17 protein-coding genes are annotated in these 22204 nt (G+C 72.7%); 14 read left to right on the top strand and 3 right to left on the bottom strand.

The annotated features are described in order from the left end of the window. The first annotated feature begins 218 nt into the window (after positions 1-218). The 4 genes from AB0L06_RS41685 (at position 219) to AB0L06_RS41670 (ending at position 4649) form a co-directional block, all read left to right on the top strand. Complete coding sequence (locus AB0L06_RS41685; protein ID WP_500237105.1) at positions 219-2072, top strand: FAD/NAD(P)-binding protein; 1854 nt, start codon at positions 219-221, stop codon at positions 2070-2072. Positions 2073-2135: 63 nt separating this feature from the next. Further along, complete coding sequence (locus tag AB0L06_RS41680) at positions 2136-3359, top strand: putative PEP-binding protein (protein ID WP_500237102.1); 1224 nt, start codon at positions 2136-2138, stop codon at positions 3357-3359. A gap of 46 nt (positions 3360-3405) precedes the next feature. Continuing rightward, positions 3406-4260 (top strand): helix-turn-helix domain-containing protein, encoded by an 855-nt coding sequence (locus AB0L06_RS41675; protein WP_500237101.1) that lies wholly within the window; start codon positions 3406-3408, stop codon positions 4258-4260. A 35-nt stretch (positions 4261-4295) separates the two neighbouring features. After that, the gene (locus AB0L06_RS41670) at positions 4296-4649 is read left to right on the top strand and encodes a YybH family protein (RefSeq protein ID WP_500237099.1); all 354 of its coding nucleotides are present in this window, start codon (positions 4296-4298) and stop codon (positions 4647-4649) included. A 50-nt stretch (positions 4650-4699) separates the two neighbouring features. Here AB0L06_RS41670 and AB0L06_RS41665 read toward each other — a convergent pair whose 3' ends face one another. Next, positions 4700-5353, bottom strand: a complete 654-nt coding sequence (locus tag AB0L06_RS41665; RefSeq protein ID WP_500237098.1) for an MBL fold metallo-hydrolase — start codon at positions 5351-5353, stop codon at positions 4700-4702. A 127-nt stretch (positions 5354-5480) separates the two neighbouring features. Here AB0L06_RS41665 and AB0L06_RS41660 point away from each other — a divergent pair, with 127 nt between their 5' ends. Both AB0L06_RS41660 and AB0L06_RS41655 read left to right on the top strand, forming a co-directional pair. Continuing rightward, positions 5481-9257 carry a tetratricopeptide repeat protein gene (locus AB0L06_RS41660; RefSeq protein WP_500237097.1) on the top strand — a complete coding sequence of 1259 codons (3777 nt, stop codon included), beginning with the start codon at positions 5481-5483 and terminating at the stop codon, positions 9255-9257. 122 nt (positions 9258-9379) lie between these two features. Next, complete coding sequence (locus tag AB0L06_RS41655) at positions 9380-10081, top strand: Crp/Fnr family transcriptional regulator (RefSeq protein WP_500237095.1); 702 nt, start codon at positions 9380-9382, stop codon at positions 10079-10081. Positions 10082-10141: 60 nt separating this feature from the next. On the opposite strand, the gene AB0L06_RS41650 is transcribed toward AB0L06_RS41655, so the two are convergent. Together AB0L06_RS41650 and AB0L06_RS41645 are read right to left on the bottom strand one after the other, a co-directional pair. After that, the gene (locus AB0L06_RS41650) at positions 10142-10906 is read right to left on the bottom strand and encodes a maleylpyruvate isomerase family mycothiol-dependent enzyme (RefSeq protein WP_500237094.1); all 765 of its coding nucleotides are present in this window, start codon (positions 10904-10906) and stop codon (positions 10142-10144) included. Between the two features lie 111 nt (positions 10907-11017). After that, positions 11018-11662, bottom strand: coding sequence for an alpha/beta hydrolase (locus tag AB0L06_RS41645; protein WP_500237092.1), 645 nt, complete (start codon positions 11660-11662; stop codon positions 11018-11020). Between the two features lie 67 nt (positions 11663-11729). On the opposite strand from AB0L06_RS41645, the gene AB0L06_RS41640 reads away from it, so the two are divergent. The 8 genes from AB0L06_RS41640 to whiA all read left to right on the top strand — a co-directional run bounded on the left by AB0L06_RS41640 (position 11730) and on the right by whiA (position 22203). After that, positions 11730-12368 (top strand): GNAT family N-acetyltransferase, encoded by a 639-nt coding sequence (locus AB0L06_RS41640; RefSeq protein WP_500237091.1) that lies wholly within the window; start codon positions 11730-11732, stop codon positions 12366-12368. Positions 12369-12687: 319 nt separating this feature from the next. Continuing rightward, positions 12688-15525, top strand: a complete 2838-nt coding sequence (uvrA, locus tag AB0L06_RS41635) for an excinuclease ABC subunit UvrA (protein WP_500237090.1) — start codon at positions 12688-12690, stop codon at positions 15523-15525. A 231-nt stretch (positions 15526-15756) separates the two neighbouring features. Continuing rightward, positions 15757-16233, top strand: a complete 477-nt coding sequence (locus tag AB0L06_RS41630) for a Rieske (2Fe-2S) protein (RefSeq protein ID WP_500237088.1) — start codon at positions 15757-15759, stop codon at positions 16231-16233. A gap of 102 nt (positions 16234-16335) precedes the next feature. Continuing rightward, the gene (locus tag AB0L06_RS41625; RefSeq protein WP_500237087.1) at positions 16336-16836 is read left to right on the top strand and encodes a Rieske (2Fe-2S) protein; all 501 of its coding nucleotides are present in this window, start codon (positions 16336-16338) and stop codon (positions 16834-16836) included. Between the two features lie 190 nt (positions 16837-17026). Then, the gene (gene uvrC / locus AB0L06_RS41620; RefSeq protein ID WP_500237086.1) at positions 17027-19141 is read left to right on the top strand and encodes an excinuclease ABC subunit UvrC; all 2115 of its coding nucleotides are present in this window, start codon (positions 17027-17029) and stop codon (positions 19139-19141) included. After that, on the top strand, positions 19138-20016 hold the full coding sequence (gene rapZ, locus AB0L06_RS41615) for an RNase adapter RapZ (RefSeq protein ID WP_500237084.1): 879 nt from the start codon (positions 19138-19140) through the stop codon (positions 20014-20016). Before uvrC ends, rapZ begins: the two co-directional genes overlap by 4 nt. Before the next feature lie 50 nt (positions 20017-20066). Continuing rightward, positions 20067-21161, top strand: coding sequence for a gluconeogenesis factor YvcK family protein (locus tag AB0L06_RS41610; RefSeq protein WP_500237082.1), 1095 nt, complete (start codon positions 20067-20069; stop codon positions 21159-21161). A 61-nt stretch (positions 21162-21222) separates the two neighbouring features. Continuing rightward, a complete protein-coding gene (gene whiA, locus AB0L06_RS41605; protein ID WP_500237081.1) occupies positions 21223-22203 on the top strand; it encodes a DNA-binding protein WhiA in 981 nt (326 codons plus the stop codon). Position 22204: the final 1 nt, after the last annotated feature.

Raw genomic sequence — 22204 nt, 5'->3', positions numbered from 1 at the left:
CGTCCTTGCCCGCGAATTTCGGTTGCGCTGCGTTACGACCCGCTGCCGAAACGCTGGTCGCGGCCATTAGCACGGGCGGACGGCGACTGTCGAGGTGAACAGATGCCGACCACTGGCAATCGGGCGATTGACGGCTATTGAGCCGATATGATCTTCGCGATACGTTCAAGCCGCGCTGAGGCCGCCGTGGACCGTTCGGCGCATGCGGGAGGACTTCGATGGGCTTCGCGGGACCGCACAAGACGGTCGTCATCGTCGGTGCGGGCCTGGGCGGCACCGCCACCGCCATCCGCCTGATGCAGTTCGCCAGGGAGCCCCTGCGGATCGTGGTGGTCGAGAGGCGGCCCGAATACCGGAACGCCGGGGTCGCCTATCACCCGTCGGGCAACGACTGGCATCACGTCTTCAATATCCAGGTGGGACGCATGTCGATGTTCCGGGAGGACGTCGACGACTTCCTGTCCTGGATCGACCATGAGGCCGACCGGGCGGGCTGGCCCCCGGAATGGCGCGACTTCGCCTTCTTCGAGTCCGGGCCGGCTCCCCGCCGGATCTACGCCGACTACGTCACCACCCGTCTCGCCGAGGCCGTCCGCGAGGCGTCGATCGGGGTGACGTTCAGCGCGATCGACGGCGAGGTGGTCGACCTCGCCGTCGGCGCCGGCCACGTGGACCTCGTCGTGGAGGAACACCCCTCGCGGCCCTCCGACCCGACACCCCCCAGGACGACGCTCCGGGCGGACCACGTCGTCCTCGCGACGGGCCTGGAGGAGCGGGACCTTCCCTTCGCGACCGATGTGGGGGACCATCCGGCGTTCGTCCGGCACCCCTACTCCGAAGCGGGGATCGAACGCATCCTCGGCGTCCCGAAGGACGCCGAGGTCGCCATCATCGGCACGCTGCTCAGCGCGCACGACTCGGCCTCGATGCTCCTGCGGCGCGGCCACACCGGGAAGATCCACATGATCTCCCGGTCGGGCCTGACGCTCCGCCCCTACCCCTCGGACCACCGCCACCGCGTCCTCACGCTGCCGGAACCGCACCTGCAGGCGGACGCCTACGAAGGCCGCGACCAACTGGTCCGGCGCCTCATGGACGAGTGGCAGCGGCTGTGCGCGCTGGTCGCCCGGGAGTGTCCCGGCGTCGACCCCGCGGTGGTGACCGAACACGTCGCCAAGTCGTGGGAGGCCCACCTCCCCGAGGTCCTGGCCCGCGTGCCGTCGTCCGACCTGCGTGCTCTGCTCGACGAGCACGGGAGCCTGCTGGCCACCCTGCGCGTGGGCGCCGTCCCCTACATCACCGAGGTCGTCGCCCCGGCGCTGGCCGATGGTGGACAGGTCGTCATCACCACCGGGAAGGTCGAGGAGGTCCAGCCCACCGAGGCCGGCACGCTCAGGTTGTCGGTGGCGGACCGGGCGTCGGTGCGGACGATCGACGCGGACCTGGTGATCTCGAACTTCGGGCGGGAGACGGACTACGAACGCGTCGGCTCCGCGCTCTGGACGAGCCTGCTGCGCAAGCGGCTCGCCACGCCGCACCGGCGCACCGGGCGCGGCGTCGAGGTGGACGAGCATGGCGTCCTGCTGGGGCCGGACGGCACTCGCTCCGGCCCGATCTCCGTGGTCGGCTGCCCCCGCGAGGGGGACGAGATCGTGCGCAACGGCCGCCTGGGCGCCTTCGCCTTCAACCTCGCCGCCATCAAGAACCATTCGGTGGGCGTGGCCGCGACCGTGCTGCATCGGCTCGAAGCCCGTTTCGACGAACCCTCGGACGCCGTGCCCGAAACGGACGACCCGAAGGCGATCGAGGAGTTCGAACGCGCGGTGCAGCTGGACGTCCATCGCATGGCCTCTCGCCATCGCCGCGACCGCGACGTCCTGGCGATCCGGCTCGAGGAGCACCTCGAAGTCCTCCACCGCGTTCTGACCTTCGACGACGAAACCGCCATCTCGGATCGTGCGCTCCGCTTCGTCGTCAACAACGCCGCCATGACGAGGCTCAACAACCTGTCGGTGACGCCCCGGGACCTTCGAGCCCTGCTCCGCCTCGACGAACCAGCAGAGTCGAACTGAGCACACCCCGCCGCGGCATTCGAGAAGAAGCGTCGCCGTCTCGTTGAATGCCAGCCTCGAACCATGTCCGCGAACCCTCGAGAAATTCCAGGGGTCATGCTCGTCGGCTCGCACCATCGCACCGTCCGCGGCCTCTGCAACCGCACGGGGAATCCGGGGGACGGCGCCGTTCTGGTGGTCGACACGCTCACCCCCGAGAGCTACGAGGCCATCCTCGCCAGCTCGGCCGTGATCTGCGCGAAGGGCGGACGGACCGGCCACATGCAGTCCCTCTGCCGGTCGCGCGGAATCCCGGTCCTCCGGGTCGAACCGTCCGAGCTGGACGCGCTCGTCGGCGAGATCACCCTGCTGCCCGACCGCGCGTCGGTGGTCCTCGGCGACGTCGAGCCCGCGACGGGACCGGCCGGGCCGCGGAGCGCGTCCTTCGGCGACGTCGAGTCGATCTGCGTGGTCATCGCCGACGCCACCGACATCCGCTCGACGAACGCCCTCACACCGCGCGTCCGGCGCGCGAACTCCTGGTTCATCCGCGAGGAGTTCCTCTGCTTCTCCGCGGGCCTGAGCCCGATCGACTCGCTGCGGACGGGCCCGCGGGAGGCCGAGTGCTACGGCGCACGCGTCGCCGAGGAGCTGTGCTCGATGGCGGCCGAGCTCCTGCCCGGCCAGCGCCTGATCATGAGGCTGCTCGACCTGCGCTCGGACGATGCCGCCAAGATCACCGTCCGCGTCCCCGTGGACGCCGAACCCAACCCCGAGATGGGCCGTCACGGCGCGCGCTGGCTGCTCCGCGAACGCCACTACCCGCGCGCCTTCCGGACGCTGCGCACCCACCTTCGCGAGCGCCTCGGCGCGGACGCGGACCGGGTGGGCTTCGCCGTCCCGTTCATCAACGACCCCGACGAGTTCGTGCGCCTACGCCGGCACCTCGACCTGGGACACGACACACCGCTGGGCGTCTTCGTGGAGACCCCGGCCGCCGTCCACTCGGCCCCCGCCTTCTGCGCCGCCGGGGCCAGCGAACTGTTCGTCGGCACCAAGGACCTGATCCAGTTCTACCTGGCCGCCGACCGGGGCAACCACCTGGTCTCGTCCGTCTACCAGACCCGCCATCCGGCCGTCCTGGCCGCTCTGCGCGAAACCGTCGAGTCCGGACGAGCCGCCGGTGTCCCGGTGCACGTGTTCGCGCTGGGCGCCGACCTGGACCACTACCTGCGGCACCTCCCGACCCGAACCCTCATGATGTGCACCGCCGAACTACAACAATTCGCCACCAGAACAGCCGCCTAGCTCACCCCGTACGAGCCGAAGAATTCCGCCCCCACTCCGTTCCGGCATGATCGGACGCGTGGACATCGCGGTCAGCACAACCGGAAACACCCGGAGGTACGTCGCAGTCCAGCCCCACCCCCAACTCAGGGACCTGCTGGCGACGCACGGATTGAGCGGAACCGAGACCGCGTCCTCCCCGGGATCCCTGATCGTGCCCGCCGAGCCCACCGTGTCCCTCGTGATCGACCTGAACGGCGCCCGATCGGACGGTTTCGTCACCGCGGCCGGACGGATGCACCGCAGCGCCGCCCCCACCACGCCCAAACCCGAGGCATGGGTATCGCTCACCCTGACGCTGCCGGGCGCGTACCGCCTCCTCGGCGCCCGTCTGGGGGAACTGGACCGCCCGGTGCTCAAACTGTCGGACGTGCTCGGCGTCGCACTGGCGGCGGAACTCGCCGAACGCGTCGGTGAGGCCCCCACCTGGGACCGGCGCTTCGCCGCGATGCAGGACCTCCTCACCACCCACCTCACATCGGGCACCGCACCCGCTCCTGGGGTCCTCCTGGCGTGGCGGCGTCTGGTCGCCTCCGGCGGTACCGTCCCCGTGGGAGCGGTGGCCGACGAGGTCGGCTGGAGCTCCCAGCACCTGGTCAGGATGTTCCGCCGCTCGTTCGGCCAGCCGCCCAAGAACCTGGCGAGGCTGCTGCGGCTCCGAGCGGTGCTGCGACGCGTCCGGGCCGAGGGGAGCTGGCAGGAGGCGGCCTTCGACGCGGGCTACTTCGACCAGGCGCACTTCACGCGCGACCTGCGCGAGTTCACCGGCACCACCCCGAGCCGGTACCTGCGCGCCGCGCTGCCCTGCGGCTGCGTGAGGCAGGTGAACTCCTTACAAGATCGTTCGCCGGACGTCCCGTAGCGTCCGAGCACTCGTTCTCGAAGGGAGCACCAGTCATGACCGATCCGCGCGACCTCAACCCGATCTTCTCCGAGCGTTTCAACGCCGGCGACGCCGGGCCGATCGCCGACCTCTATGAGAAGGACGCCGTCTTCCACACGTCCACGGGTCCGATCACCGGCCGCGAGGCCATCCGGGACCACTACGCCACCATGCTCGCCTCGTCCCCGACGATGGACTCCCGCGCCCGGCGGATCCTCTCCTGCGGCGACGACCTCGCCCTCATCACGTCCGACTGGACCTTCACCGTGGGCTCCGACTCCAGGTCGGGCGTCTCGGTCGAAGTGGTCCGGCGCCAGCCCGACGGCACCTGGATGTACGTCATCGACGAGCCCGACATCCAGCGCTGACCACCGGGGACGTAGCCCGCACGTTCTGGTCGCGCAGGTCCGGTTCTTCGTTACCAGCCGCGTTCCCACCAGGTGGGGATGCTGGGGCGTTCGCGGCCGAGGGTGGTGTCCTTGCCGTGGCCCGGGTAGACCCAGGTCTCGTCCGGGAGGCGGTCGAAGACGCGCTCGGTCACGTCGGTCAGGAGCTGCTTGAAGCGGGTGGGGTCTCCCCAGGTGTTGCCCACGCCGCCGGGGAAGAGGCTGTCCCCGGTGAACAGGTGGGGACGGTCCGGGGCGGTGTGGAGGAGGGCGATGGAGCCGGGCGTATGGCCCCGGAGGTGGATGACCTCCAGCGCGGCATCGCCCACCTGGATGGTGTCGCCGTCCTGGACGGTCTCGGTGACCGGGACGGGGAGCGGGTCGGCGTCGAACGGGTGGGCGGTGACCGGCGCGCCCGTGGCGTCGACGACGTCCTTGAGGGCCTGCCAGTGGTCCTGGTGGCGGTGGGTGGTGACGATGCGGCTCAGCGGGCCGTCGCCGAGGATCGACAGGAGGCGGGACGGCTCGTTGGCCGCGTCGATGAGCAGCTGGTCGCCCGTGGTGGTGCAGCGCAGGACGTAGGCGTTGTTGTCGTACGGGCCGACGGCGACCTTGGTGATGGTGAGCCCGGGCAGTTCACGGCTGTCCGGTGGTCCGCCGACCTCGACGTTGCCGGTGTAGGTCATCGCTCCTCCGATCCTGGATTCCTCCACCAGGCATCTTCCCCTATCGCGCCTGCACGAGTGGAATGAGTCAGCGGACTCATCGGAGTCGTGTCGTGTGAGGCGGAATGGTCCGGCGGAGGGACGCACCATGGGGGCGGAGGTGGAGGTGGGCGCGATCGAGGGGCGTCCCGGCGGGTTCTGGAGCATGCTCAGCCGGTCGGACCAGCAGGCGCTGTGGGCGATGGGGCGGCGGGTCGAGGTCCCGCCCGGCGGGATGCTCTGCCATCAGGGGGTCGCCTCACCGGCGGTCGTCGTGCTGTTCCCCGCGGGGTCGCGGACGACGGGACGGATCCTGGCGAAGGAGTTCGTCGCCAACGGCGAGGGCGACGAGTCGATCATCGAGCTGTTCGGCGTGGGGGACCTGGTCGCGGGGCTCGCGCCGTGGGGGCACCCGCAGCGCGGGACGGTCGCCGCGCTCGACCACCTGGCGGCGCTGCGCGTGGACCGGCGCCAGTTCGGCGGGCTGCTCGCGGCGAATCCGCAGGTCGCGGCCGCCGCGATGGACGCGTTCGCGCACCAGGAGAACTACAGCGGGCGGCGGCACGCCGTGCGCGTCGCCGACCACCCGCAGCGGCTCGCGCATCATCTGCTGGAGCTCGCGCACCGCTTCGGCGACCCGGAGACCCAGCCGTCCGGCGGGCGGGAAGACGGGATCGTGGTGCCGTCCCGGCTGAGCCAGGCGGACCTGGCGAACTGGGCGGGCGTGTCGCGCGAGACGCTGGTGCGGTGGTACCGGCGGTGGCGGGCGAAGGGGATCCTGACGCCGCGTCCGCTGACGCTGCTCGACCCGGAGGCGCTGCGCCGGGAGGCGGCGCCGTGGGGGGACGAGTGGCCGGCCGTCCCGCAGCGGGAGGACGCGCCGGAGCCCGACCCGGGACGTCCCGTCGGCCTGGCGCGGCGCGCGCCGGTGCGGATCGGCGCGTCCGGCCCGCCGAGGCGGCTGCCGCCGGACAAGCCGTTCTTCACCGGCCGGACGATCAGCCTCGGCAAACTCGACCTGCTGCTCGCGCAGTCGCAGTGGCCGCGCGCGGTGCTGATCCAGGGCATGGCCGGGGTGGGGAAGACGACGCTGGCGGTGCACTGGGCGCACCGGGTCGCCGACCGCTTCCCCGACGGGGTCATCTTCACCGAGCTGCGGAACGGGACGCGCGGCCCGGCGACGCCGGACGAGGCGATGGGGCAGGTGCTGCGCGGGGTCGGCGTGCCCGGAGACCAGCTGCCGCGCACCGAGCTCGAGCTCGCCGCGCAGTGCCGGTCGCTGCTGGCGGACCGGCGGCTCCTGCTCATCCTGGACAACGCCTCCAGCGCCAGGCAGGTCCGTCCGCTGCTGGACGCCGTGAACGCGGGCCTGGTCGTGCTGACGGCGCAGCGCCGCATGCCCGACCTGGCGGGGGAGGACGGACGCGTCGACGGCGACATCCGCGTCCTGGAACTGCGCGAGATGAGCCCGGACGAGGCGGCCGACCTGGTCTCGGGCGTGCTCGGGCCCGGCGACCCGCGCCCGCGCGAGGAGCGGCGCGCGGTGGAGCGGCTGTCCCGGGAGTGCGGGTTCCTGCCGCTGGCGCTCGCGGTCGCGGCGGGCGCGCTCGCCGAGAACCCGGACGTGCCGATCGCCGAGACCGTCCGGACGCTGGCGGACCGGTCCGGGGCTCCCTACCCGGCGCCGATGCGGCCCACCTTCGACCTGGCCTACCGGGGCCTGCGCCGCGACCACCGGGCCGCGTTCCGGATGCTCGGCCTCGCCGCCGGCCCGGACGTCACGCCCGCCGCCCTCGCCGCCCTGCTGGACGGCACGACCGACGCGGCCGCGGAGGCGCTGGAGGGGATGCGGCAGGCGTTCCTGGTGCACGAGACCGGGCCCGGCCGCTACCGGATCCATGACCTGCTGCGTGACTTCGCGCACGAGCGCGGCCTCGCCGAGGACGCCGACACCGACCGGTTCGCCGCGCAGCGCCGGTTCCTGGCGTCCTCCCTGGCCTCGGCGCGTTCGGCGGCGCGCGCGCTGGACCGCCGGCGCCGTCCGTCCCTGGACGAGCGGAACATCCCCGATCCGGCGCACCCCGTCCCGGCGGAGGCGCGTGCGCAGGCGCTCGCCTGGTTCGAGTCCGAGCGGCGGACGCTCGTCGCCGCCGTCCAGCTCGCCGCCCGGCTCGGCCTGCACCGGACGTGCTGGGAACTGGCGGACGCGCTGTTCGGCTTCCAGGAGTTCCGCCGCTACAGCGAGGACAACATCGCCGTCCACCAGGCGGGCCTGGGCGCGGCGCGCGCCGAGGACAACTGGGCGGCGGCGGCCGTGATGCTGCACAACCTGGCCGTCGCGCACTTCGACGTCGGACGGGCCGTCCAGGCGATCGGGTACGGCGAGGACGCCCGCCGCGCGTTCCGTTCCGCCGACCCGCCGAACCGGTACGGCGAGGCCGTGGCGCTCGCGACGCTCGCCGACGTCCACGCCGCGCAGGGCCGCTACCTGACCGCGATCGAGAACGCGCGGCGGTCCCTGTCCATCCACCGCGAGCTGGACGACCAGGGCGGTGTGGGACGCGGGCACGAGACGCTCGCCCGCGCGCACCTCGCGCTCGCCGACTACGAGACCGCGCTCGGGCACGCCCGCCGGGCGCTGGCGATCCGGCAGGGGCTCGGCGACCGGCGCGGCATCGCCGAGACGCTGCTGACCACCGCGCTCGTCCACCGCAGGCGCGGCGTCGTCGACGACGCGGTCGCGAACGCGCTGGAGTCGCTGTTCCTGCGCGAGGAGGACGGCGACCGGTTCGGGTCCGCGCAGGCGCTGACCGAGCTGGCCCGCATGTACGCCACGCTCGGCCTGCGCGACCTGGCCCGCCGGGACGCCGAGCGCGCCCTGGGCATCTACCGGGAGCTGGGCGTCCGGCACGGGCAGGCGCGCGCGCTCACCACGCTCGGACGGCTCGCCTGCGACGCCGCCGGGTTCGCCGAGGCGTTCACGTTCTGCGGGCAGGCGCTGAGCATGCACCGCGACACCGGCGACCGGCACGGCGAGGCCGAGACGCTCGCGCAGCTCGGCGTGGTGTGCTGGCGGCTCGGCCGGTACCGCGAGGCGCGCGAGCGGCTCGGCCGGGCGCTGGACATCCGCCGCGAGATCGGCGACCAGCACGGCGAGGCGCACGACCTGGAGAACCTGTCGGTCGTGATGCGCCGCCTGCACCGCTACCAGGAGGCGTTCGTCCACGGCCTGGAGGCGCTGGAGCTGTGGCACCGGCTCGGCGCCCGCGGCAACATGGCCGGGACGCTCGGCAGCCTCGCCCGCACCTACATCATGCTCGGCCTGCCGGACGAGGCGGAGGGCGCGGCCCGCCAGGCCCTCGCGATCCGCCGCGAGATCGGCGACTCCTACGGGATGGGCATCGGCCTGGACACCTTCGCCGCGACCCTGCGCGCGGGCGGACGGCCCGAGGAGGCGCTCAAGGTGCAGACCGAGGCGCTGCGCGTGCTCGGCGAGGTCGGCGACCGGCACAGCGAGGGCGCCGCGCTCGTCCACCTCTCCCGGATCCACCTCGAACTCGGCCACGCCGAGGACGCCCTGGCCGCCGGGCGGCGCGGCCTGGACCTGGCGCAGGAGCTCGGCGACACCCGCGAGCAGGCCCGCGTCCTGCACCACATGGGACACGCCTGCCAGCTGCTCGGACGGCACGCCGAGGCGTCCGGACACCTGAACGTGGAGATCACGATCCGCCGCGACATGGGCGACAACGTGGGCCTGCGGCGCGCGCTGGTACGGCGCCGCGCCTCCCTCGCCGCGCTCGGCGACCACACCGGCGCGGCCGACTGCGCCCGCCGGATCCGCGCGATCGACCAGTGGCTCGAGTCGGAGGGCCCGGAACCGGCGTGACGTCCGCGCCCCCGGGCCCTCTGTGCCGAATTACCGGGTTTCGGGGGGTCGCCGCGCGTTCACTATCTAGGTCAGGGAGACCTGTGCGCGCGGCCGCCCCAGCCGGGCCGCGCGGGAAGGAGATGGGAGCGATGCCGGCCGCGTTCTGGGACGCGCTACCGGGGGACGCACAGGAGGCGCTCGAACACGCCGGGACCGTGGCGCTGATCAGGCCGGGAGCCTTCCTCGCGCGCGAGCACACGCGCTCGACCAACGTGTACGTGCTGCGCTCCGGCGCGGCCAAGGTCTGGGTGGACCGGGACGACGAGAGCGTCATCCTGGACGTCCTGGGCCCCGGCGACCTGGTCGGCGAGATGGAGATCGCCGACGGCGGCGAGCGGTACGCCAACGTGGAGGCGCTGAGCCGCGTCGAGGCGCTCGCGCTGCCCGGCGACCGCTTCCGCGTCGTCCTCTCCGGCCACCCGGCCGCGATCTGGGCGCTCACCGCGGTGCTGTCGGAGAAGCTGCGCGACGCCGACGACCTGCGCACCGCGCACTACCCCGACGCCCCGGGCCGCCGCCTGGCGTCCCGGCTGCGCCGCCTCGCCGAGCGCTTCGGCACCCCGGTCGCGACCGGGGGCCTGGTCGTCCGCATCCCGCTCTGCCAGCGCGACCTCGGCCGCTGGGCCGGCATGAGCCGCCGCAAGGTCGCGCAACTGCTCGCCCGCGAGCGCCTCGGCGACGGCATCGTCGTCACCCGCACCGCGATCACCCTGCGCTCACCCGAGGTCCTCGACCGCCTCGCGGGCGACGACCCCGACGGCTACCTCGCCGACACCGGCTGACCCACCCCGCGCGGGCGGACGCGCTCGCCACGCCCGCCCGCCTCGAGCGGGTCGCGGGTGCTACGGGAAGGACGGGTCGACGGGCCACCTCGGCGGGGTGGGGAGCGCGCCGTCCGGACGGGTGGTGAGGCCCGAGCCGCCCGACCGCCCGGTGATCCACGCGAGCAGCGCCGCCGCCGACCCGGTCACCTCCGGGCCGTCGCCGAGGTCGGCGGACTGCCCGGTGTCGGTGGCGCGCAGCCGGAGCCCCTGCAGGCCGCCGCGCCTGTCCGGGCCGACCTCGCCGAGGCCGCGCAGCGTGTGGCCCAGTTCCGCGCGGACGTACTCCACGGGCCAGTCGGCGGGGCCGTATCCGGTGGCGAGGTCGACGTGGTGCACCTCGATCTCGCGCCACCGCCGGTGCAGGACGAACCAGGCGGGCATCTCCGGCCCGATCCCGCCCTGCACGCGGAAGTCCCAGGCGTCGTCCGGCAGCGCCCGCGTCTGCTCGGCGAACCGCTCCGTCGACGTCCGCAGGTCGTCGACCAGTTCGTCCGTGCCGCGTCCCGCGCCCGCGCGGATTCCCTCCTCACGCGCCTCGACACTCGGGTACTGCGGGACCTTCTCCCTGGTCCGCGCCCACTCCAGCAGGTTCCACAGCGAATCGGCGTTGCGCGCCACATGTGTCGCGACATGCCCGCGCGTCCATTCCGGCAGGCCGGAGGCCGCCCGCAGCTCCGCGTCGCCGAGCCCGGCCACGCTCTTCAAGAGCCGGCCCGCGCCTTCCTCGATCGCCGCCAGCATCGCCGCACGCTCCTGCGCGGATCCGCTCGTCACGCCGCCCATCCCGCCTCCTCGCGAACTCAGGAAAGCTCATCCTGACACGCCGCGGCCCGCATTGAACCTCAGGCGGGCGGTGCGGATCTCGCGGCTCCGAAAGCTCCGCCCCGGCGCCGGTCAGGCCTTCGTGAGGACGTTCAGGACGAAGCCGGTGGTGCGGCGGTGCCAGAGGCCGGGGCGGCGGAGCATCGCGTGGCCCTCGTCCGGCACCGTGACGAAGTCGAGTGAGGCGGCCACCGGACGCGCCCGGTCGGCGTACCGGACGGACGCCCGGAACGGAGTGGTGCCGTCCTCGGTCCCGTGCATGATCAGGACGCGGCGGCCCGCGAGCTGCTCGACCGGTTCGTCCCGGGGCACCCACGGGGCGAGCGCGGCGACACCGGCCACCTGCGGGTCGTCCGCGACGCGCAGGGACGTCCGCGCCCCCATCGAGTGGCCGACCAGCACGACCGGGATGTCCGGATGGGCCTTGCGGATCACGTCCAGCGCCCACCGGGCGTCCGGGAGCGGGGACGCCTCGTCGCCGTTCCAGCCCCGGTAGCGGTAGCCGAGCGACCAGACGGCCAGGCCCCGCCGCCGTCCGGCGCTGGCCAGGTGCATCGCGAAGGGGACCATGCGCAGCGCGGGTCCCTGCCGCGCCGTGGCGGGCTCGCGGCTGGACTCCCGGCCCCCGTGCAGGATGAGCGCCACCGCGTCCGGACGTGCCGGGCCGCGCGACTTCAGGCGCGGGCGAAGATCCAGGGGGCGGGGCTGGAGATCCATTGGGCCAGCTTGTCACGGTTGCCAAAAATGACTGGAGCGGCCCCGCGTCGTTGAGGAGCATCGGTCCATGAGCACCGAGCGCCCGCCCGAACCGTCCGCCGATCCCTCCGGACCGTCCGACCCCGTGGACGGCCCGTCCGACCAGGCCGTTCGCCCGCCCGAGCGGATCGTCCTGCCCGGCCTGACCCTCCGCCGCGCCACCGAGGACGACGCCCCGGCCCTCGTGAAGGCCCTGAACGACTCGTTCGACCACCTCCACCCCTGGATGCCGTGGGCCGCCCAGCCGCAGACCCTCGAGGGGGAGCGCGCCTGGGCCGCCGAATCCTGCCGGAACTGGGAGAACGGCACCGACTACGCCTACCTGATGGAGGGCCCGGACGGCGGGATCGCGGGCACGGTCGGCCTCCACGGCCGCCTCGGTCCCGGCGCCCTGGAGATCGGCTACTGGGTGCACGTGGGGTACACCCGGCGTGGCTTCGCGACGAGGGCGGCCGAGGCGGTGACCGAGGTCGCGTTCGGCCTGCCCGGCGTCGAGCGCGTCGAGATTCACTGTGACATCGCCAACAAGCGCAGCGCCGCCGTCCCGCCCAAGCTCGGCTACACGCTGCTCTGCATCGAGGACCACGTCCGCGACGCCCCGGCAGAGGAAGGCCCGCGGATGCGCTGGGGGATCACCCGCGAGGTCTGGGCCCGCAGGGACGCCTGAGGGGGCCGCAGGCCCTGGGCGGCAAGGGCCGGCGGCGCCGCGCGCCCCGGCCCGGCCCGGGCGTCCCCGGCCCGGCCTGGCGGACACGCTGTGTGACCAGGCGCGTTCTGGTGGCGGTAGATCTTCGAACACGTGTACGGTTCGGGCGGGCCCGGAGGTCTCGTGGGGGCGGGACGGCCGAGGTGAAATTCGGCGGGCCGTTTTTCTGTTGTCAAGACGGGGGAGTCCGCGCGATCCCGCGTTCTGTCGGACCCCCTGACTACCGTGGGGACAACCCGTCCCATCGCCGCGCCCCAGAAGAGGAACCGGAATCGACGCCGTGCATGACCGACTCATCGTGCGAGGAGCACGCGAGCACAACCTGAAGGACGTCTCGCTCGACCTGCCGCGGGACGCGATGATCGTGTTCACCGGCCTGTCCGGGTCCGGCAAGTCCAGCCTGGCCTTCGACACGATCTTCGCCGAGGGCCAGCGCCGGTACGTCGAGTCGCTGTCGGCCTACGCCCGACAGTTCCTCGGGCAGATGGACAAGCCCGACGTGGACTTCATCGAGGGCCTGTCCCCGGCGGTCTCGATCGACCAGAAGTCGACCAGCAAGAACCCGCGGTCGACGGTCGGGACGATCACCGAGGTCTACGACTACCTGCGGCTGCTGTACGCGCGGATCGGGCATCCGCACTGCCCGATCTGCGGCCGTCCGATCAGCCGCCAGGCCCCCCAGCAGATCGTCGACCGGGTGCTGGAGCTCGACGAGGGCACCCGCTTCCAGGTGCTCGCGCCGGTCATCCGCGGCCGCAAGGGCGAGTACCTCGAGCTGTTCCGCGAGCTGCAGTCCAAGGGCTATTCCCGCGCGCTCGTCGACGGCGAGATGATCCGCCTGGACGAGCCGCCCACGCTGAAGAAGCAGGAGAAGCACGACATCTCCGTGATCGTGGACCGGCTCGCGGTCAAGGACTCGGCGCGCCAGCGGCTCGCCGACTCCGTCGAGACGGCCCTCGGCCTCGCGGGCGGCACGATCGTGCTCGACTTCGTCGACCTCCCCGAGGACGACGAGAACCGCACCCGGATGTACTCCGAGCACCTCTACTGCCCCTACGACGACCTGTCGTTCGAGGAGCTGGAGCCCCGCTCGTTCTCCTTCAACTCGCCCTACGGCGCGTGCCCCGAGTGCACCGGCCTCGGCACCCGCATGGAGGTCGACCCCGAGCTGGTCGTCCCCGACGAGGACCTCGCGCTCGGCGAGGGCGCCATCCAGCCGTGGTCCGGCGGGCACGTCAGCGACTACTTCCTGCGGCTGCTGTCCGCGCTCGGCGACGCCATGGGCTTCGACCTGAACACGCCGTGGCGCAAGCTGCCCCTCAAGGCGCGCCGGGCGATCCTGAACGGCCACGAGACGCAGGTGCACGTCCGGTACAAGAACCGGTACGGCCGCACCCGCTCGTACTACACGGCCTACGAGGGCGTGATCCCCTACATCCACCGGCGGCACGCCGAGTCCGAGAGCGACTCCTCGCGCGAGAAGCTCGAGGGCTACATGCGCGAGATCCCGTGCCCGGCCTGCGACGGCGCGCGGCTCAAGCCGGTCGTCCTCGCGGTGACGATGGGCGGCAGGTCGATCGCCGAGGTCTCGGCCATGCCGATCGGCGAGGCCGCCAAGTTCCTGCTGGCGATGGAGCTGAACGACCGCGACCGGCACATCGCCGAGCGCGTCCTGAAGGAGATCAACGCCCGGCTCGGGTTCCTGCTGGACGTCGGGCTCGACTACCTCACCCTCGACCGCGCGTCCGCGACGCTGGCGGGCGGCGAGGCGCAGCGCATCCGGCTCGCCACCCAGATCGGGTCCGGGCTGGTCGGCGTCCTGTACGTGCTGGACGAGCCGTCCATCGGCCTGCACCAGCGCGACAACCACCGGCTGCTGGAGACGCTGCTCCGGCTGCGCGACATGGGCAACACGCTGATCGTCGTCGAGCACGACGAGGACACCATCAACGCCGCCGACTGGGTCGTCGACATCGGCCCCCGCGCGGGCGAGCACGGCGGCAAGATCGTCGTGTCCGGCACCGTCGAGGAGCTGCTGGAGTCCGAGGACTCGCTGACCGGCCAGTACCTGTCCGGCCGCCGCGAGATCGCGGTGCCCGAGATCCGCCGTCCCCGGACCAGGAACCGCGAGATCACCGTCAAGGGCGCGCAGCAGAACAACCTGCGGGGCGTCGACGTCGCGTTCCCGCTGGGCGTGTTCACCGCGGTCACCGGCGTGTCCGGATCGGGCAAGTCCACGCTGGTCAACGACATCCTGTACAACTCGCTGGCCAAGCAGCTGCACGGCGCCAAGACCGTCCCGGGCAAGCACAAGCGGGTCAACGGCGTCGACCAGCTCGACAAGGTCGTGCACGTCGACCAGTCGCCGATCGGCCGCACCCCGCGGTCGAACCCGGCCACCTACACCGGCGTGTTCGACCACGTCCGCAAGCTGTTCGCGCAGACGACCGAGGCGAAGGTGCGCGGCTACCAGCCGGGCCGGTTCTCCTTCAACGTCAAGGGCGGCCGCTGCGAGAACTGCTCCGGCGACGGCACCATCAAGATCGAGATGAACTTCCTGCCGGACGTCTACGTCCCCTGCGAGGTCTGCCACGGCGCCCGGTACAACCGGGAGACCCTGGAGGTCCACTACAAGGGCAAGACGATCTCCGAGGTGCTGGACATGCCGATCGAGGAGGCCGCGGTCTTCTTCGAGCCGGTCACCGCGATCCACCGGCACCTGAAGACCCTGGTGGACGTCGGGCTCGGCTACGTCCGGCTGGGCCAGCCCGCGCCGACGCTGTCCGGCGGCGAGGCGCAGCGCGTCAAGCTCGCCTCCGAGCTCCAGCGCCGCTCGACCGGCCGCACGATCTACGTGCTGGACGAGCCGACCACCGGCCTGCACTTCGAGGACATCCGCAAGCTCCTCGGCGTGCTGAACGGCCTGGTCGACAAGGGCAACACGGTCATCGTCATCGAGCACAACCTCGACGTCATCAAGACCGCCGACTGGATCATCGACATGGGCCCCGAGGGCGGCTCCCGAGGCGGCACCGTCGTCGCCACGGGCACCCCCGAGGAGGTCGCGAGGGTCGAGGGCAGCCACACCGGCCACTTCCTCGCCAAGATCCTCGACTGACCGGGCACACCATCAGGCCGCGCGGAACCCTCCGCGCGGCCTGTGGCATTTCCGGGCCCCCGATAAGGACGGCCCGTGTTCAGAGGGCTCGAGTCGACCGGCGGCGGGGCGACTGTGCCGAGGCCGCGTGGCCTGTCCGGTTCCGGACGGGCGCGCGGTCTCGTTGTTTCCGGACGGCTTGCGGCGGGGCTGCCGCAAGGTCCGGCGACGCGTCCGGAATGATGGGTGACCATGAACGACGAAGCGACGAGCGGGGGCCGGGAGAGCCGGGTCGCCGGAGGCGGGGAGGCCCCTGAGGGGGCCGTCGGGCGCCGGATGGTGCTGTGCGGGACGGGCGCCGTGGGCGCGGCCCTGGGGGCCGGGCTGCTGACCGGCTGCGGGCCGAAGAGGAACAAGGCCGCGTCCGAGGGGGACCTCAAGGGCAAGGAGATCGCCAAGGTCGCCGACGTCCCGGTCGGCGGCGGCAAGGTCTACGCCGACACCAAGGTCGTGGTGACCCAGCCCAGCCAGGGCGTGTTCAAGGCGTTCAGCGCCATCTGCACCCACCAGGGCTGCCTGACGAACCGGGTGGCCGGCGGCGTGGTCAAGTGCCCGTGCCACGGCAGCGAGTTCAAGATCGAGGACGGCTCGGTGGCGCACGGCCCGGCGAGCAAGCCGCTAGCCGAGTATCCCGTCCAGGTCAAGGGCGACGGCATCGTCGTCGCCTGATCCTCGGCGGCCCGCGGACGATCTCGTGGGTTGAACCGCTCCCGAACGCGATACGTACTCCCAGTGACGGCGAGACACCCCCCAACCGCACTGGAGGCCGGCATGCCGCAGGAGCCCGAGCAGACCACGATCGGAAACGCACCCGAGCAGCCCCCGTCCGGCGATCTCGCCAGGCGGGGGCTGCTGCTGGGGGTGAGCGTCGCGGGAGCCGCCGGGCTGGTGGCGGCGTGCGGCACGTCGTCCAAGGACAAGGCGACTCCGTCGCAGACGCCGACGGACAATGGCGGTATGACGGAGTCCGGTGGCCCAGGGGCGGGGACCGCGCTCGGAGCCACCAGCGACATCCCGGTGGGCGGCGGCAAGGTCTTCCCGGGCCCGAAGGTCGTCGTCGTCCAGCCGAAGCCGGGCGAGTACCACGCGTACACGGCCGTCTGCACGCACCAGGGCTGCACGGTCGGCACGGTGGCGAACGGCCTGATCAGATGCCCCTGCCACGGCAGCGAGTTCCACATCGAGGACGGCAGGGTCGCGCGGGGCCCGGCAGGAAATGCCCTGGTCGAGAAGGCCATCAAGATCTCCGCGGGCAAGATCACCCTCGCCTGATTGCGTCCGCCCCGCCGGTGCGGGCGCGAGCGTCCCTTCCACACGAGCCGCTCACGCCGCCCGGCGGGGGAGTCCGCAGGGCGTCCGGCGGGGCGTCCGGGCCGGTCCGGACGAGATCCGGGTCACGTCGCCGGACGTCGCCGGGCTTCGCGGGGCGCTGATTGTCGGTGCCGCCGACTAGGCTTTCCATGTGGCAGATCCGGCGACCTATCGACCAGCTCCGGGGACGATCCCCGACGAACCCGGCGTGTATCGCTTCCGCGACGAACACGGCCGGGTGATCTACGTGGGCAAGGCCAAGAACCTGCGTTCCCGGCTGAGTTCCTACTTCGCCGACTTCGCCACCCTGCACCCGCGCACCCAGACGATGGTGCGCACCGCCTCGCGGGTCGACTGGACGGTCGTGTCCACCGAGGTCGAGGCCCTCCAGCTCGAGTACAGCTGGATCAAGGAGTTCGACCCCCGGTTCAACGTCAAGTACCGGGACGACAAGTCCTATCCCTACCTGGCGGTCACCCTCAACGAGGAGTTCCCGCGCGTCCAGGTCATGCGGGGCGCCAAGCGCAAGGGCGTGCGCTACTTCGGCCCCTACTCGCACGCCTGGGCCATCCGCGAGACCGTCGACCAGCTGCTGCGCGTCTTCCCCGTCCGCACCTGCTCGGCCGGGGTGTTCAAGCGGCAGCACCAGCTCGACCGGCCGTGCCTGCTCGGCTACATCGACAAGTGCTCCGCGCCGTGTGTGGGCCGCGTCACCCCCGAGGAGCACCGCCTCCTCGCCGAGGACTTCTGCGACTTCATGGCGGGCAACACCGGCCGGTACATCAAGCGCCTCGAGCGCGACATGCGCGAGGCCGCCACGTCCATGGAGTACGAGCGGGCCGCGCGGCTGCGCGACGACATCCGCGCGCTCGAGCGGGCGCTGGAGAAGCAGACCGTGGTGCTCGCCGACGACACCGACCTGGACATGGTCGCCTTCGCCGAGGACGAGCTGGAGGCCGCCGTCCAGGTGTTCTACGTGCGAGGCGGGCGCATCCGCGGCCAGCGCGGCTGGGTGGTCGACAAGGTGGAGGCGGTCACCACCGCCGACCTGGTCGAGCAGTTCCTCATCCAGATCTACGGCGAGAGCGAGGCCGTGCCGCGCGAGGTGTACGTCCCGGCGCTGCCGCCGGACGTCGAGGCCATGACCGAGCTGCTGGCCGAGGCGCGTGGCGGGCCGGTGAAGCTGCGCGTCCCGCAGCGCGGCGACAAGAAGGCGCTGCTGGAGACCGTCCAGCGCAACGCGCACGAGGCGCTCAAGCAGCACAAGACGCGCCGCGCCAGCGACCTGACCACCCGCAGCCGCGCGCTCAGCGAGCTGCAGGAGGCGCTGGAGCTCGACGAGGCCCCGCTGCGCATCGAGTGCTACGACGTGTCGAACCTGCAGGGCACCAACGTCGTGGCGTCCATGGTCGTGTTCGAGGACGGCCTGGCCCGCAAGGGCGAGTACCGCCGCTTCACGATCAAGGCCGTCGAGGGGCAGGACGACGTCCGGTCCATCCACGAGGTGATCACCCGCCGGTTCCGCCGCTACCTGGCCGAGAGCGAGAAGACCGGCGAGCTGGCCGTCCTCGGCGACGGCCACGAGGAGGCGGAGGCCGCCGAGTCGGGCGAGCCCGCCGTGCACGGCCCGATCGACCCGGAGACCGGCAAGCCGCGCCGGTTCGCCTACCCGCCGAACCTGGTGCTCGTGGACGGCGGCCCGCCGCAGGTCGCGGCCGCGCAGCGGGCGCTGGACGAGCTCGGCGTGGACGACATCGCCGTGGTCGGCATCGCCAAGCGGCTCGAGGAGCTGTGGCTTCCCGGTGACGACGACCCGGTGATCCTGCCGCGCAACAGTGAGAGCATGTTCCTGGTCCAGCGGGTGCGCGACGAGGCGCACCGCTTCGCCATCACCTTCCACCGCCAGAAGCGGTCGAAGTCGATGACCGTCAGCGAGCTCGACGGGGTGCCCGGGCTCGGCCCGGCCCGGCGCACGGCGCTGGTGAAGCACTTCGGCTCGGTCAAGCGCCTGAAGGAGGCGACGCCCGAGCAGGTCGCGGAGGTGCCCGGCATCGGGCTGCGCACCGCCGAGACGATCGTCACGGCGCTGAACGGTCCCGGCGCCGCGGCGGCGCGTCCGTCCAAGGGCGACGACGCGACGCGGCGGCCGGACAGCGGCACCAGCCCAGGCACGGGCACGGGAACGAAGACGACGCCGGACGCCACGGGGGCGGCGGACGGTGGAACGGAACACAGGGGCGACGCCGACAACAGGGGGAGAACGTGACCAGCGAGACTCACATTCCGGACATCGTGATCGTCACGGGCATGTCCGGGGCGGGCCGCAGCACGGCCGCCAAGTCCCTGGAGGACCTGGACTGGTTCGTGGTCGACAACCTGCCGCCCGGGCTGCTGGCGACCATGGCCGACCTCGGCGGCCGGGTGAAGGACGCGGTGCCGCGGATCGCCGTCGTCGTGGACGTGCGCAGCCGCGCGTTCACCGCCGACCTGCACTCCTCGATCGCCGAGCTGGAGGCGCGCGGCGTGCACCCGCGCGTGGTGTTCCTCGAGGCCGCCGACGAGGACCTGGTGCGCCGGTTCGAGAGCGTCCGCCGTCCGCACCCGCTGCAGGGCGACGGACGCCTGGTCGACGGCATCGCGCGCGAGCGCGAGCTGGTCCGCGAGGTGCGCGCCGAGGCCGACCTGGTGCTCGACACCAGCGGGCTGAACGTGCACGAGCTGCGCAACAAGATCATCGGTTTCTTCGGGGACGGCAGCCGCGACTCGCGGCTGCGCGCCACCGTCGTGTCGTTCGGCTACAAGTACGGCCTGCCGGTCGACGCCGACCTGGTCGTCGACTGCCGGTTCCTGCCGAATCCGCACTGGGTGCCGGAGCTGCGGCCCAAGACCGGCCGCGACGCCGACGTGCGCGACTACGTCCTCGCCCAGCCCGGCGCCAAGCAGTTCCTGGACGCCTACACCGAGGTGTTGCGCCTGCTCACGACCGGGTACGAGCGCGAGGGCAAGCACTACGTGACGCTGGCCGTGGGATGTACCGGTGGCAAACACCGTAGTGTGGCCATGGCCGAGCAGATCGCCGCACGGCTGCGGGACGAGGGCGTCGAGGTGCAGGTCGCCCATCGCGACCTCGGCCGCGAGTGAGCCGCGCGGGTGAGCGCCCGCGCGGGAGGACCGAGGAGACTGACGAACCCGTGAAGCCCCGTGGGCCCAAGGTCGTCGCGCTCGGCGGGGGGCACGGTCTGTACGCCTCGCTGTCCGCGCTGCGCCGCGTCACCGACGACCTCACGGCCGTGGTCACGGTCGCCGACGACGGCGGCTCCAGCGGGCGGCTCCGCCGCGAGCTGGGCGTCATGCCGCCGGGCGACCTGCGGATGGCGCTCGCCGCGCTGTGCGGCGACGACGAATGGGGCCAGACCTGGCGTGACGTGGTGCAGCACCGCTTCCGCAGCGAGGGCGCCCTGCACGACCACGCCGTCGGCAACCTGCTGATCGTCGCTCTCTGGGAGCTGTTCGGCCAGTCGGCCCCCGTGGCCGTCCCCGACGCGCCCGGCGGCCTGCCCGCCGGGGCTATGGCGGCCGTCCCCGACATGCCCGGCGGCCTGCCCGCCGGGGCCACGGCGGTCGGGCCGCCGTCCGCCGGGGGCGCGGCGGTCGGCGGCCCGGGAGTCGTGGCCGGGCTCGACTGGGTGGGACGGCTGCTCGGCGCGCACGGACGCGTCCTGCCGATGGCGTCGGTGCCGCTCGACATCGTCGCGGACGTGCGCGGCGCCGATCCGGCGTGCCCGGAGGAGGTCGTCCAGGTGCGCGGGCAGGTCGCCTGCGCGAAGACGCCGGGCACGGTGGTCGGCATCTCGCTGATCCCGTCCGATCCCCCCGCGTGCCCGGAGGCCCTGGCCGCGATCGAGGACGCCGACTGGGTGGTCTTCGGCCCGGGGTCGTGGTTCACCAGCGTCCTGCCGCACCTGCAGGTGCCGGAACTGGCGCGCGCGCTGCGGCGGACGTCGGCGCGCCGCGCGGTGGCGCTCAACCTGGCGCCGCAGCCTGGCGAGACCGACGACTTCTCGCCGCAGAACCATCTCGAGGTGCTTCAGGCCCACGCGCCGGACCTGCGGGTCGACGTGGTGCTGGCCGACAAGGGCGTGGTGGACGAGCCGGACGCCCTGGAGAAGGCCGTCGGTGATCTCGGCGGACGCCTGGTGCTGGCCGACGTGGCCGCCGCGGACGGCTCCCCACGTCATGATCCCGCCCTGCTGGCCCAAGCCTTCGTACAGATATTCGCTGACTGACGTCCGGCCGGGCCGCGATCGGCCACACTGCTGGAAGTTCGATAGGGGGAGGGGTACATCCATGGCTATGACCGGCGTGGTGAAGGACGAGCTGAGCCGGCTCCAGGTGCTCAAGCCGTGCTGCCGCAAGGCCGAGGTCTCGACGCTGCTGCGCTTCGCGGGCGGCCTGCACCTGGTGAGCGGGCGCATCGTGATCGAGGCCGAGATCGACACCGGGGCGGCCGCGCGCCGCCTGCGCCGGGACATCGCCGAGGTGTTCGGGCACACCTCCGACGTGGTGGTGCTCGCTCCGTCCGGGCTGCGCAAGGGCAACCGGTACGTGGTCCGGGTGTTCCGGGACGGCGAGTCGCTGGCTCGGCAGACCGGGCTGATCGACAACAACGGCCGTCCGGTCCGAGGGCTGCCCCGGCACGTGGTCGCGGGGGCGGCCTGCGATGCCGAGTCGGCCTGGCGGGGGGCGTTCCTGGCGCACGGCTCGCTGACCGAGCCGGGCCGGTCGATGTCACTGGAGGTGACCTGCCCGGGCCCGGAGGCGGCCCTGGCACTGGTCGGCGCGGCCCGCCGGTTGAAGATCCACGCCAAGGCCCGTGAAGTCCGCGGGGTGGACCGGGTGGTCGTCCGGGACGGCGACGCGATCAGCGCGCTGCTCACCCGGCTCGGCGCGCACGACTCCGTCCTGGCCTGGGAGGAGCGGCGGATGCGCCGCGAGGTCCGGGCCACCGCCAACCGCCTGGCCAACTTCGACGACGCCAACCTGCGCCGCAGCGCCCGCGCGGCGGTCGCGGCGGGCGCCCGGGTCGGCCGCGCCCTGGAGATCCTCGGCGACGACGCCCCCGAGCACCTGGTCAGCGCCGGGCGGCTCCGGCTGGAGCACAAGCAGGCGTCCCTGGAGGAGCTCGGCCAGCTCGCCGACCCGCCACTGACCAAGGACGCCATCGCGGGCCGTATAAGGCGTCTGCTCGCCATGGCCGACAAGCGCGCCGGCGACCAGGGCATCCCCGGCACCGAGGCGAACCTGACCGCCGAGATGCTCGCCCCCTGAT

The sequence above is a fragment of the Spirillospora sp. NPDC052269 genome (genome assembly GCF_040679435.1).
In the GTDB taxonomy this organism is placed as follows: domain Bacteria; phylum Actinomycetota; class Actinomycetes; order Streptosporangiales; family Streptosporangiaceae; genus Spirillospora.
Note: the sequence above shows the minus strand (reverse complement) of the source record. Positions and strands in the feature narration are given on the sequence as shown.